We start from the raw sequence: 13,625 nt of genomic DNA, 5'->3' as shown, positions 1-13,625 counted from the left end.
CCAACAGCCATGGAGAGGCGGCAATGGTAAGATCGCGTTTTACCGAGGAACAAATCGCCGATTTTCTGCAACAGTCGAAAAACGGCGTACCGAATAAGGTGTTGTGCGAAGAATATGGATTTAGCAACAGCACGCTCCGTCGCTGGCAGGAGAAACATGCCGAAAGCATACGCCAGGAATTAAAACAGATAGAATCTACCGCGAAGATAGTCTTTTTATGCTTCATTGTCGCAGCCATATTGCTTACCCTTATGTTTCCTAAACCCACTGCCGCCTTAGCGATTCCTCCTTACTTAGTTTATTGCATTAGCTATATTCGCCGCTTTCGTCGCATATCCGCAAAACATATCCGGCGGTGGGACATCTCCTCCTCTCGTTCCGGATTGGGGGCAGAGAATGTATTTTACAAACTTAGCTGGACATTCCTCTTTTTTATGCCTGCATATAGCATTCTACAGTTGCTTGAATAAGCCCTGAAATTTAAAGATAAAGCCGATCGCGTTAAACTTGTCGAGCTTTACGGGCATCTGACCTGGTTAGCGATATCGGGGATTAAGCACGCTGGCGAATCCCCGACGAAAGTGTTTACTGCCAGCCATAACGTCGGCTGTAAAACCCTTTCACTAACTGGGTTAACGTCATATAGCCCGCCAGAATGGCAATCAGCCACGGGAAATAGCTTAACGGCAGCGCCTGCAACTGCAGGTAAGACGCCAGCGGCGAAAACGGCAACGAGACTCCCACCACCATCACCAACAACGTCATCGCCATCAGCGGCCAGGCGGCGCGACTTTGAATAAACGGCAGACGACGGGTACGGATCATATGCACAATCAGCGTTTGCGACAGTAATCCCACCACAAACCAGCCGGACTGGAACAAAGTTTGCGTTTCTGGCGTATTCGCATGAAATACCCACCACATCAGACAAAAGGTCAAAATGTCGAAAATCGAGCTGATCGGACCGAAAAAGACCATAAAGCGCCCCAAATCCGCCGGATTCCAGCGCTGCGGCTTTTGAATTTGTTCTTCATCGACATTATCAAACGGAATCGCTACCTGGGATACATCGTACAGCAGGTTTTGAATCAGCAAGTGCAGCGGCAGCATTGGCAGGAACGGCAAAAAGGCGCTCGCCACCAGTACGCTAAACACGTTACCGAAATTTGAGCTGGCCGTCATCTTGATATATTTCAACATATTAGAAAAAGTACGACGACCTTCAATGACGCCTTCTTCCAGCACCATCAGGCTCTTTTCCAGCAGAATAATATCGGCGGCTTCACGGGCGATGTCCACCGCGCCATCTACCGAGATACCAATATCCGCCGCCCGCAACGCCGGGGCATCGTTAATCCCGTCGCCCATAAAACCGACCACATGCCCCTCGCGTTTGAGTAAAGTGACAATGCGCTCTTTATGCATCGGCGTCAGACGCGCAAACAACGTCGTACGGGCGGCCAGCGCCGCCAACGCGTCGTCGCTTAACCCTTCAATATCACTGCCAATAACGACATCGCCCGCATCCAGCCCAACCTCATGGCAAACTTTCGCCGCTACCAGCTCGCTGTCGCCGGTGAGAATTTTCACCGTAATTCCGCTCGCCTTCAGCGCTTTCAGCGCCGGCGCGGTGGTCTCTTTCGGCGGATCGAGAAAAGCAATATACCCTTCCAGGATCAGGTCAGATTCATCGATACGCTGGTAATCGCCCTCACGCGCAGGCAGGTATTTGGTCGCGACGGCGACCACGCGTAGCCCCTGACGGTTCAGCGTGTCGGTAACGCGTTTCACCCGGCGCAGCATATTGTCGTCCAGCGGCACAATATCGCCGTTGTGGCGCACCTGAGTACACACGTTCAGGATCTCCTGTAACGCGCCTTTGCAGACCAGTTGATGCACGCTCGAATCTTCGGCCACCACCACCGACATCCGGCGACGCTCAAAATCAAACGGAATCTCATCGATTTTCTGCCAGCGTCCGGAGAGCTGGCGCGCGGCGGTTTCGTCTACTCCCTCCAGGACTGCCGTATCCAGTAAATTTTTTAGACCGGTCTGATAATGGCTGTTCAGCCAGGCGCAATGCAGTACATGCTCGCTGGGCTTACCAGAAATATCTGTATGATTCTCCAGCACAATTTTGTCCTGCGTCAGTGTGCCGGTTTTATCGGTGCACAGAATATCCATCGCGCCGAAGTTCTGAATCGCATCAAGGTGCTTCACGATAACTTTCTGTTTCGAGAGTTTCACCGCCCCGCGCGCGAGGGTAGAGGTGACGATCATCGGCAACATTTCCGGGGTGAGCCCTACCGCGACCGAGAGCGCAAATAGCGCCGCTTCCCACCAGTCACCTTTCGTGTAACCATTAATAATCAGTACTACCGGCGCCATGACCAGCATAAAGCGGATCAGCAACATACTGACGCGGCTAATTCCTTTCTGGAAAGCGTTCTGCTCGTTATCTTGTTCCGAAACGCGCCCCGCCAATTGACCAAACCAGGTGCCGGCGCCGGTCGCCATCACCACGGCCTGCGCCGTTCCGCTCACGACGTTCGTCCCCATAAAGCACAGCGTGTCGCACTCAAGCGGGTTATTTTGCCGGGGCTCACGCGTCGCAGCGACTTTCTCGACCGGCAGAGATTCGCCGGTCAGCGACGCCTGGGCGACAAACAGATCGCGCGCCTGGATAATCCGTAAATCCGCCGGGATCATATCCCCCGCCGCCAGCTTAATAATATCGCCGGGCACCAGTTGATCGATGGGTAATTCCAGCCAGGCGTTTTCGCCATTTTCATTAATAACCCGCAGTACGGTAGCGGTATTGCTCACCATCGCTTTTAGCGCGTCCGCCGCTTTCGTCGAGCGTGCTTCCTGCACAAAATTCAGCAGCGTTGAGATACCGACCATCAGGGCGATAACGCCTGCGGCAAACAGATCCTCCGTGGCATAAGAAATGCCGCCAAGAATCGTGAGTAAGATATTGAAAGGATTGCGATAACATACCCACAGATGCACCCACCACGGCGAGGGTTTCTGTGCCGGAAGGCGGTTTTCGCCATGCTTTTCACGCGCGCGCGTCACCTCGGCGGCGTTTAATCCCTCCGGGTGCGTATCAAAAACGCGCCAGAGCGTCTCCTGCTCCATTGCCGCGACTTTCAGACAGCGCTCGCTCAGCGAAGGCGGGATAGTCGCATTTACCGCGGTCTGCGCGCCGGGCAGCGGATCGCGGTGAACCAGACGATAAGGCAAATGGCGATTAAGCCGGGCAAAAAGCTGGCGGGTAATGGTTTTTAGCATAGGTAATCCCTCCGCGCCGAAGTCAGGCGCAGAAAATTCTTCAGGCGCGGCAAAGCCTTGCCCGATGAGCAATTTTTAAATAAAAACAGGGACGTTATTGTGTCACTGTCTTACACACCGGTAAGACAGCAGAGGCAGGCTTACCGGAAAAGGAAAATTCTCCATCGCGGGAGAGGGGTGGGTTCAGGGTCCATGTCGCCTCCGGTAAGTAAATAATTTGCGCCGCGGATTATACGCATAAATCCATAAGTTTTGTGGCAATTATGGCGGTATCATACCGTTACGTAATTAAACCAACGATAAACCAGACTTTGCCCATTGCCCTTCGCTTGAGTAAAGTTACTCTTTTTATCACCATCAGCGTCACGCCACGGGAAAACAGGATGCAAAACCGGCTCACTATCAAAGACATCGCCCGCCTGAGCGGCGTAGGGAAATCAACCGTTTCCCGCGTGCTTAACAATGAAAGCGGCGTAAGCGAACGTACCCGCGAGCGTGTCGAAGCGGTGATGAATCAACACGGTTTCTCCCCGTCCCGCTCTGCCCGCGCGATGCGGGGACAAAGCGATAAAGTGGTCGCTATTATCGTCACTCGCCTTGATTCGTTGTCTGAAAACCTCGCGGTTCAGACCATGCTGCCTGCGTTTTATGAACAGGGCTACGACCCTATTATGATGGAAAGTCAGTTCTCGCCGACGCTGGTAATGGAACATCTGGGCATGCTCAGACGACGTAACATTGATGGCGTGGTGCTGTTTGGCTTTACCGGCATCACAGAAGAGTTGATCGCCCCCTGGAAAGCCTCGCTGGTGCTGCTGGCAAGAGATGCGCAAGGTTTTGCCTCCGTCTGTTACGACGACGAGGGCGCGATTCATATCCTTATGCAGCGGCTGTATGAGCAGGGACACCGCAACATTAGCTTTCTGGGCGTTCCCCATAGCGATATTACCACCGGCAAACGTCGGCATGACGCATACCTGGCGTTTTGCAAAAAACATAAACTTCATCCCGTCGCCGCCCTGCCCGGTCTTGCCATGAAGCAGGGCTATGAGCATACGGCAAGCGTCATCATGCCGGATACCACCGCGTTAGTCTGCGCCACCGATACGCTGGCGTTGGGCGCCAGTAAGTATTTACAGGAGCAACGTATTGAGACGCTGCAACTGGCAAGCGTCGGGAACACGCCGCTGATAAAATTCCTGCACCCGGAGATCGTCACTGTCGATCCTGGCTATGCTGAAGCCGGACGACAGGCGGCTTCGCAGCTGATCGAACAGATCAATGGCCGCTGCGATCCGCGCCGGATCGTCATTCCTTCTACCCTCGCCTGAGTGACTGATTAAACGAAATACCACGAGTAATTTGTGATCGTCGCTGCGTTTCGGGAACGTTCCCATTTTTAAACCAACGTTGAAGAGATACTCTTGCGCCAACCCATAACATACCTCCTCTGCCATGAGGCTTTACGATGAGCAAAGTAAAACAAGCCGATATCGACCGGCTGATTGACCTGGTCGGCGGGCGCGACAACATCGCCACGGTGAGCCACTGCATTACTCGCCTGCGCTTTGTGCTCCACCAGCCCGCGAACGCCAGGCCAAAAGAGCTCGAACAATTACCGATGGTTAAAGGCTGTTTCACCAACGCCGGGCAGTTTCAGGTGGTGATTGGCACCGACGTTGGCGATTACTATAACGCGCTGCTGGAGACCACCGGCAAAGCGTATGCTGATAAAGAGCAGGCCAAAAAAGCCGCTCGCCAGAACATGAAGTGGCATGAGCAGTTAATTTCCCACTTTGCGGAGATCTTCTTTCCGCTACTACCGGCGTTGATCAGCGGCGGTTTGATCTTAGGCTTTCGTAACGTGATCGGCGATGTGCCGATGAGCAACGGCCAAACGCTGGCGCAGATGCATCCGGCGCTAAAAACGCTTTATGATTTTTTATGGTTGATCGGCGAAGCGATCTTTTTCTATCTGCCGGTGGGGATCTGCTGGTCGGCGGTGAAAAAAATGGGCGGCACGCCGATTCTTGGTATCGTGCTCGGCGTGACGCTGGTGTCGCCGCAGTTGATGAATGCGTATCTGCTGGGCCAGCAAACGCCGGACGTCTGGAACTTCGGCTTATTTAGCATTGAGAAAGTGGGCTACCAGGCGCAGGTTATCCCGGCGCTACTGGCAGGGCTGGCGCTTGGATTTATTGAAACGCGGTTGAAACGCATCGTGCCGGATTATCTCTACCTGGTCGTCGTCCCGGTGTGTTCGTTAATACTGGCCGTCTTTCTCGCCCACACCTTTATCGGCCCCTTTGGTCGTATGATCGGCGACGGCGTGGCCTTTGCGGTACGTTATCTGATGACCGGCAGTTTCGCCCCGATAGGCGCGGCGCTGTTCGGCTTCCTGTATGCCCCGCTGGTCATTACCGGTGTCCACCAGACAACGCTCGCTATCGATATGCAGATGATCCAGAGCATGGGCGGTACGCCAGTCTGGCCGCTGATTGCGCTGTCGAATATCGCACAGGCCTCTGCCGTGGTGGGCATCATCATCTCCAGCCGTAAACACAATGAACGCGAGATCTCCGTTCCTGCCGCCATTTCCGCTTACCTTGGGGTAACTGAACCGGCGATGTACGGTATCAACCTGAAGTATCGTTTTCCGATGCTGTGCGCGATGATCGGCTCTGGTCTGGCGGGACTGCTCTGCGGTCTGAACGGCGTCATCGCCAACGGTATCGGCGTGGGCGGCCTGCCGGGCATCCTGTCTATACCGCCGCGCTACTGGCAGGTGTACGGCATGGCGATGGTTATCGCGATCGTGATCCCGGTGATTCTGACCACCTTTATCTATCAGCGTAAGCATCGTCAGGGCACATTACAAATTGTCTAATACTTCTTCGGGGCGCAGTTGCGTCCCAACGCACTTGCAGGAAACAACAATGACTATTCCCCTCTGGTGGCAAAACGGCGTTATTTATCAGATCTACCCGAAAAGTTTTCAGGACACGACCGGCAGCGGCACTGGCGATTTACGCGGCGTCACGCAGCGCCTTGACTATCTACAGCGACTCGGCGTGGACGCCATCTGGCTCACGCCGTTTTATATCTCGCCGCAGGTGGATAACGGTTATGACGTCGCAAATTATACGGCTATCGACCCGACCTACGGCACGCTGGATGATTTTGACGAGCTGGTCGCGCAGGCGAAAGCACGCGGTATTCGTATCATCCTGGATATGGTGTTTAACCATACTTCTACCCAGCACGCCTGGTTTCGCGAAGCGCTGAACAAAGAGAGTCCATACCGTCAGTTTTATATCTGGCGCGATGGCACGCCGGATGTCTGCCCGAATAACTGGCAATCCAAATTTGGCGGCAGCGCCTGGCGCTGGCATAGCCAGAGCGAACAATATTATTTACACCTTTTCGCGCCTGAACAGGCCGACCTGAACTGGGAAAACCCCGCCGTACGCGCCGAGCTGAAAAAGGTCTGCGAATTCTGGGCCGATCGCGGCGTGGATGGCCTGCGTCTGGACGTGGTGAACCTGATCGCCAAAGATCAGAATTTTCCTGACGATCCGACGGGCGACGGACGCCGCTTTTATACCGACGGGCCGCGCGCGCATACGTTTTTACGCGAAATGAACCGTGACGTTTTTACGCCGCGTAATCTGATGACGGTAGGCGAAATGTCCTCTACCACGCTGGAAAACTGCCAGCAATATGCCGCGCTTAGCGGCGACGAACTCTCGATGACCTTCAATTTTCATCATCTGAAGGTGGATTACCCCAATGGCGAAAAGTGGACGCTGGCAAAACCTGATTATGTGGCGCTGAAAGCGTTGTTCCGCCACTGGCAACAGGGGATGCATAACGTCGCCTGGAACGCGTTATTCTGGTGTAATCACGATCAGCCGCGCATCGTTTCCCGCTTTGGCGACGAGGGTGAATACCGGGTTCCAGCCGCGAAAATGTTGGCGATGGCGCTGCACGGTATGCAAGGGACGCCTTATATCTATCAGGGCGAAGAAATCGGCATGACCAACCCACACTTTACCCACATCACCGATTATCGCGACGTGGAAAGCCATAACATGTTTGCCGCGCTACGCGCCGCCGGGCGCGACCCCGACGAACTGCTGGCTATTCTGGCCAGTAAATCCCGCGACAACAGCCGCACGCCGATGCAATGGGACAACGGTAAAAACGCCGGTTTCACCCAAGGCGAGCCGTGGATAAGCCTGTGCGATAACTATACGGAGGTTAACGTCGAGGCAGCATTACGCGATGAAAACTCGGTGTTTTACACCTATCAAAAGCTGATTGCGCTACGTAAAACCCAGCCTGTACTGATCTGGGGCGATTATCAGGATCTCCTCCCGGATAGCCCATCAGTATGGTGTTATCGCCGCCAGTGGCAGGGGCAAACCCTGCTGGTTGTCGCCAATCTGAGCGACCAGTGCCAGGAGTGGCATCCGCCGCATATCAAAGGACAGTGGCAGGCGCTACTGCATAATTATGGCGAGGTCGCCAGCCAGCCAGCCGCGATGACGCTCCGCCCATTTGAAGCCATCTGGTGGTTACAACGCTAACGCGACGTCCTTATACGGATAAACGCCACAAACCTATTGACACGGGCTGTGGCGTTGCTCCAGGTTACTGACTGTTTTTGTTGAATAATTAATCAGATTTTTCTTGCTATCTTTTACAAACGCTACAGCGCCCGCCATCTGTACGCTCTGATTTTTACCTTGTTCTACATCAATAAAATTGCAAACATCCTTGATGCAAATCACTACATATAGACTTTAAAATGCACACCGACCCAATATGTTGTATTAATTGACTACAATTGCTACAACACCTGTTCACTCGACACAAGGTGAATTGTGGATAACCTGGGTCAGGATTGCGGGAAGTCGTTGGAAAAGAGATGAATAAACCTGTTATGGCTTCCCCGGCCTCTGTGGATAACCTGTTCTTACAAATATGGAGTGATCATGACACCGCATGTGATGAAACGAGATGGCTGTAAAGTGCCATTCAAATCAGAGCGCATTAAGGAAGCCATTCTACGTGCAGCTAAAGCAGCGGGAGTCGATGACGCAGATTACTGTGCCACCGTCGCAGAAGTCGTTAGCAGCCAAATGAACGCACGCAGTCAGGTGGATATTAACGAGATCCAAACTGCGGTTGAAAACCAACTGATGTCCGGCCCGTACAAACAGCTTGCCCGCGCCTACATCGAATACCGTCACGATCGCGACATTCAGCGTGAAAAGCGTGGTCGTCTGAACCAGGAAATTCGCGGCCTGGTAGAGCAAACCAACTCCGCGTTGCTCAATGAAAACGCCAACAAAGACAGTAAAGTCATTCCCACCCAGCGCGATTTGCTGGCCGGGATTGTCGCCAAACACTATGCCCGCCAGCACCTGTTGCCGCGTGACGTAGTACAAGCGCATGAGCGCGGCGATATCCACTATCACGATCTCGACTATTCGCCGTTCTTCCCGATGTTCAACTGTATGTTGATCGACCTGAAAGGCATGTTGACCCAGGGCTTTAAGATGGGTAACGCCGAGATCGAACCGCCAAAATCTATCTCTACCGCCACTGCCGTTACCGCGCAGATTATCGCGCAGGTCGCCAGCCATATTTATGGCGGCACCACCATTAACCGTATCGACGAAGTGTTGGCGCCGTTTGTCACCGAAAGCTATAACAAGCACCGCAAAACCGCCGATGAGTGGCAGATCCCGGATGCCGAAGGGTATGCGCGTTCTCGCACCGAAAAAGAGTGCTACGACGCCTTCCAGTCGCTGGAATACGAAGTTAACACGCTGCACACCGCTAACGGCCAGACGCCTTTCGTGACCTTTGGTTTTGGCCTCGGCACCAGTTGGGAGTCGCGTCTGATCCAGGCGTCTATTTTGCGTAACCGTATCGCCGGTCTGGGTAAAAATCGCAAAACCGCCGTGTTCCCGAAACTGGTCTTCGCTATCCGCGACGGTTTGAACCACAAGTTTGGCGATCCGAACTACGACATTAAACAACTGGCGCTGGAGTGCGCGAGCAAGCGCATGTATCCGGACATTCTCAACTACGATCAGGTGGTCAAAGTCACCGGTTCGTTCAAAACGCCAATGGGCTGCCGCAGCTTCCTCGGCGTGTGGGAGAACGAAAACGGCGAGCAGATCCACGACGGGCGTAACAACCTGGGCGTGATTAGCCTTAACCTGCCGCGCATCGCGCTGGAAGCAAAAGGCGACGAAACCGCATTCTGGAAACTGCTGGATGAACGTCTGGCGCTGGCGCGGAAGGCGCTGATGACCCGTATCGCCCGCCTTGAAGGCGTGAAAGCCCGCGTCGCGCCTATCCTGTATATGGAAGGCGCCTGCGGCGTGCGGCTGAAAGCGGACGACGACGTGTCTGAAATATTTAAAAATGGTCGTGCGTCCATCTCTCTGGGCTACATTGGTATCCATGAAACCATTAACGCGCTGTTTGGCGGCGAACACCTGTACGACAGCGAGCAACTTCGCGCTAAAGGCATCGCGATTGTGGAGCGTCTGCGCCAGGCCGTGGATCAGTGGAAAGACGAGACCGGCTACGGCTTTAGTCTGTACAGCACGCCAAGTGAAAACCTCTGTGACCGCTTCTGCCGTCTGGATACCGCCGAGTTCGGCGTGGTGCCGGGCGTAACCGATAAAGGTTACTACACCAACAGCTTCCACCTCGACGTGGAGAAGAAGGTCAACCCGTACGACAAAATCGATTTCGAAGCGCCGTATCCGCCGCTGGCGAACGGGGGTTTCATTTGCTACGGCGAATACCCGAACATTCAGCACAACCTGAAAGCGCTGGAAGATGTCTGGGATTACAGCTATCAGCATGTACCGTATTACGGCACCAACACGCCGATCGATGAATGCTACGAGTGCGGCTTTACCGGCGAGTTCGAATGTACCAGTAAAGGTTTTACCTGCCCGAAATGCGGCAACCACGACGCCGCGCGCGTCTCGGTCACCCGCCGCGTGTGCGGTTATTTAGGCAGCCCGGACGCGCGTCCGTTTAACGCAGGCAAGCAGGAAGAAGTGAAGCGCCGCGTGAAGCATTTAGGCAACGGGCAGATAGGTTAATCCTCCGTTTGCAATGCGTAAATGCCGGATGGCGGTGTAAACACCTTATCCGGCCTACAACCGCTGGCTATAGTTCCAATTTCATGAGTTTCCTCTAAGCAGTTGGTGTTGTAGCAAGGCGGCAAACGAACGAATCCCAGGGAGCTTACATAAGTAAGTGACCTGGGTAAGTGAGAGCGGCCAACGCCGCTACAGCGCCAAATGCAACGAGGAAACATGAACTTTCACCAATACTACCCCGTAGACATCGTTAACGGCCCCGGCACCCGCTGCACCCTGTTTGTGTCAGGGTGCGTGCACGAATGCCCTGGCTGCTATAACAAAAGCACCTGGCGGCTCAATTCCGGCCAGCCGTTTACCAAAGAGATGGAAGATAAGATCATTGCCGATCTGAACGACACGCGCATTCACCGTCAGGGGATCTCGCTGTCGGGCGGCGATCCGCTGCATCCGCAAAACGTACCGGATATCCTGGCACTGGTACAACGCATCCACGCGGAGTGCCCGGGGAAAGATATCTGGGTGTGGACCGGCTACAAGCTCGATGAACTCAACGCCGCACAGATGCAGGTGGTCGATCTCATTAACGTGCTGGTCGATGGCAAATTTGTGCAGGATCTGAAAGACCCGGCGCTTATCTGGCGCGGTAGCAGCAACCAGGTAGTGCATCATTTGCGTTGATCGCTAAAGCCGTTTGTTTGCATCGTGATAGACGGCTGAATGTTCTCGCTTGCCGACCGCGACAACAAACACAATCACAACTTCATCCCGAACCTGGTACACCAGACGATAACCGGACGATTTAAGCTTAATTTTATAGCAGTCAGGAAGACCGTTTAAACGGGCAGAGTCGATTCTGGGGTCCAATAGCACATCAGCCAACTTTTTCTTAATCTGAGCCTTCACCGTATCGCCCAGCTTATGCCACTCTTTTAAGGCCCTCGGGTCGAATTCCAGTTCATAAGTCATCCAGACTAACCTTGATTCCCTTTTGCGGACTAGACAGCCTCTCCCGAACTGTCTGAATCAGTGCATCTTCACTGTCGCTAAGAGTGACGGTTTTCACTGGCATGCGCCCCGTTTCCGCGACGTACTGGAACAGTAATCGCACGGCTTCCGTTGGAGTAATGTTCAGTTTTTCCAGCACGGCATAAGCCTCATTTTTGAGTTTGTCATCCAGACGGACGTTCAGCGTGGCCATTATGCCTCCAGGAGAATCGAATGTGTAATGCAGTTTAGCATTACATTCGCATTACATCGAATTCTGGATAACGCCTCTCAAAAACGACTCACGCACTCCATCGCGACCGTTTTAAATTGCGTAAAATTCTGACATGCGCAGAGGCGCGTCATGGCGCGTTCGCGCAGGAAAGTGACGAAAATATCGTAGATGGCCATCGCCTCTTCATATTCACTTTTGCTGATGGCGAGTAAAAAAATAACGTGCGCCGTTTCGTCACCCCAGGCAATCCCCTGTGGCGCGAGCACCGTATAAACCACCGTTTTCTTCGCCAGCAGCCCCAGCGCGTGTGGCAAGGCAATCCCGTCGCCTAATAACGTACTGACGATAGCTTCACGTTCAATAACCGAATCGAGAAACGCCGCATCAACAAAGCCTTCCTCATGCAACTGATCGCACAGCGTTTTAAACAGCGTCTGTTGATCTATTTCCCCCTCCACGATGCGAAAATGCGAGGCATCGAAATATTTATCCAGCATCCACGGGCGCGTTCTGTCCACCAGCACCAGCTTACCGATCTGCTCCAATTGATAGTCGGTAGGAAAGGGTGCGATCATGATGACCGGCTTATCTTTTTCACCGATCCGCGCCGTGGAAATCACAAAATCCTCCACAATACTGTCCCGCGCCTCATAGTCGCGTAGCGTCAGAGTGCGGGCAATCTCAATCTGCGGGTATTTCCGCGCCAGTACCGCTTCAATCATCCGCACCATCGCATTACCAGCATCGCACACCAACAGTACCTGCGGCTGCCGCTGGTAGCCAATGTTGTAACTACGTTCCAGCCCAACGCCAATATGCAGCACCAGAAAACCGATTTCGTTTTCGCTAATGGTATACGGCGTGTATTTTCCCCAACTCGATATCGCCGCCAACGTCATATCCCACGCCATCGGATAGTGCTGCTTAATATTTTCCAGTAGTGGGTTGGGGATCATGATCTGGTAGCGCACGCGGGTGATCATCGTTTTGATGTGGGTCAGCAAGTCCGCGTGAAGCTGTTTATCATTCAACAGGTTATAGTTGTACTGGGTATTAATAAAATTGAGGATATAGCGCACCAGCGCCTCTTCATCATCGGCATTAATGGCGCTGGGGGCAATCTCCTGTACCTGGCGGGCGGCAATATGCACCTTCAGCCAGCTTACTTCCGGCTCCGACAGCGGCTTGTCGGCCAGCTGTTGTAGTAGCTCCGCAATCTCATGCGCCGCATGGCGCACCTTTTCATCAACCTCCTCCGCCACACATTCCGATAACGGATACCCCTCGCGAATACGCCGTACCGCCACCGCGCAGTATAAACGTAGAAACAGCTCGCCCTCATCGGTCAGGCGGATTTGACAATGAGAGAAAATATCCGGCAAAAGAGACCGCAGCCGTTGAGACACCTCGGTGTTCAGCGTGGTACTAACAATTAACGGATGAGAGGGCTCCTGCTGCGCCAGCGTCCATAAAAGGTCGGTCAGACAGGCGCGAATCGCCATCTCTCCGCCAAACAATTTCATGCCATGACGCGGACGCGTTTCCAGCGTCAGATGATAACGCAGCAAATGCTCGCGCACGTCCGCCATGTCGTTCTGCAACGTCGCACGGCTGACAAACCATTCATCTGCTAAATCCTCCAGCTTCAGCGAGAAGGCGGAGGTTAAAAAACGCGCCAGCAAATAGTGTATCCGCTCCTGGCTGGTGCGCGGACCGCGCGCCAGGGCGGGAGATTGCTGCGTTTGCAGGGATTGATAACGTGCCGGATCATCAATTTTGAGCTGATACCCGTTGCCGCGGCTGAGAGTAAATTGCGCGCCATGCGGCGTCAGCAACATGTTCAGCGCGGCGATATCCGCCCGAACGGTACGCGTGGAGACCGACAACCGCTGCGCCAGCTCATCCTGCGGCAGCGTCTCGTTTTGCAGCATCGCAAATAGCTGCGCTAAACGTTGGTTGGGGAATCGCACGTC

At 53.8% G+C, this 13,625-nt stretch carries 11 protein-coding genes; 6 read left to right on the top strand and 5 right to left on the bottom strand.

The genetic code is table 11. From position 1 onward, the window contains the following. The first annotated feature begins 23 nt into the window (after positions 1 to 23). Complete coding sequence (locus N7E69_RS11170; RefSeq protein ID WP_000252560.1) at positions 24 to 470, top strand: transposase; 447 nt, start codon at positions 24 to 26, stop codon at positions 468 to 470. A 115-nt stretch (positions 471 to 585) separates the two neighbouring features. Here N7E69_RS11170 and mgtA read toward each other — a convergent pair whose 3' ends face one another. Both mgtA and mgtL read right to left on the bottom strand, forming a co-directional pair. Further along, positions 586 to 3,294 carry a magnesium-translocating P-type ATPase gene (gene mgtA, locus N7E69_RS11165; RefSeq protein ID WP_000920870.1) on the bottom strand — a complete coding sequence of 903 codons (2,709 nt, stop codon included), beginning with the start codon at positions 3,292 to 3,294 and terminating at the stop codon, positions 586 to 588. 140 nt (positions 3,295 to 3,434) lie between these two features. Continuing rightward, positions 3,435 to 3,488, bottom strand: coding sequence for a mgtA regulatory leader peptide MgtL (mgtL, locus tag N7E69_RS24545; RefSeq protein ID WP_099374030.1), 54 nt, complete (start codon positions 3,486 to 3,488; stop codon positions 3,435 to 3,437). A gap of 189 nt (positions 3,489 to 3,677) precedes the next feature. Here mgtL and treR point away from each other — a divergent pair, with 189 nt between their 5' ends. The 5 genes from treR (at position 3,678) to nrdG (ending at position 11,111) form a co-directional block, all read left to right on the top strand. Next, positions 3,678 to 4,625: a trehalose operon repressor TreR gene (treR, locus tag N7E69_RS11160; RefSeq protein ID WP_001181297.1), complete on the top strand. Its 948-nt coding sequence runs from the start codon at positions 3,678 to 3,680 to the stop codon at positions 4,623 to 4,625. 137 nt (positions 4,626 to 4,762) lie between these two features. Continuing rightward, the gene (treB, locus tag N7E69_RS11155; protein ID WP_000048833.1) at positions 4,763 to 6,181 is read left to right on the top strand and encodes a PTS trehalose transporter subunit IIBC; all 1,419 of its coding nucleotides are present in this window, start codon (positions 4,763 to 4,765) and stop codon (positions 6,179 to 6,181) included. 49 nt (positions 6,182 to 6,230) lie between these two features. Further along, positions 6,231 to 7,883: an alpha,alpha-phosphotrehalase gene (gene treC, locus N7E69_RS11150; protein ID WP_000155053.1), complete on the top strand. Its 1,653-nt coding sequence runs from the start codon at positions 6,231 to 6,233 to the stop codon at positions 7,881 to 7,883. A 408-nt stretch (positions 7,884 to 8,291) separates the two neighbouring features. After that, positions 8,292 to 10,430, top strand: a complete 2,139-nt coding sequence (gene nrdD / locus N7E69_RS11145) for an anaerobic ribonucleoside-triphosphate reductase (RefSeq protein ID WP_000187818.1) — start codon at positions 8,292 to 8,294, stop codon at positions 10,428 to 10,430. 216 nt (positions 10,431 to 10,646) lie between these two features. Continuing rightward, positions 10,647 to 11,111: an anaerobic ribonucleoside-triphosphate reductase-activating protein gene (gene nrdG / locus N7E69_RS11140; protein WP_001009173.1), complete on the top strand. Its 465-nt coding sequence runs from the start codon at positions 10,647 to 10,649 to the stop codon at positions 11,109 to 11,111. A 3-nt stretch (positions 11,112 to 11,114) separates the two neighbouring features. Here the strand turns inward: nrdG and N7E69_RS11135 are convergent, their stop codons facing one another. The 3 genes from N7E69_RS11135 to N7E69_RS11125 all read right to left on the bottom strand — a co-directional run bounded on the left by N7E69_RS11135 (position 11,115) and on the right by N7E69_RS11125 (position 13,622). Beyond that, positions 11,115 to 11,399 (bottom strand): type II toxin-antitoxin system RelE family toxin, encoded by a 285-nt coding sequence (locus tag N7E69_RS11135; protein ID WP_000220574.1) that lies wholly within the window; start codon positions 11,397 to 11,399, stop codon positions 11,115 to 11,117. Continuing rightward, on the bottom strand, positions 11,389 to 11,631 hold the full coding sequence (locus tag N7E69_RS11130) for a type II toxin-antitoxin system RelB/DinJ family antitoxin (RefSeq protein ID WP_000212724.1): 243 nt from the start codon (positions 11,629 to 11,631) through the stop codon (positions 11,389 to 11,391). Before N7E69_RS11130 ends, N7E69_RS11135 begins: the two co-directional genes overlap by 11 nt. 77 nt (positions 11,632 to 11,708) lie before the next feature. Further along, positions 11,709 to 13,622, bottom strand: a complete 1,914-nt coding sequence (locus N7E69_RS11125; RefSeq protein ID WP_001212138.1) for a BglG family transcription antiterminator — start codon at positions 13,620 to 13,622, stop codon at positions 11,709 to 11,711. Positions 13,623 to 13,625 lie beyond the last annotated feature (3 nt).

The organism is Salmonella sp. 3C, assembly GCF_025426275.1.
Lineage (GTDB): Bacteria > Pseudomonadota > Gammaproteobacteria > Enterobacterales > Enterobacteriaceae > Salmonella > Salmonella enterica.
Note: the sequence above shows the minus strand (reverse complement) of the source record. Positions and strands in the feature narration are given on the sequence as shown.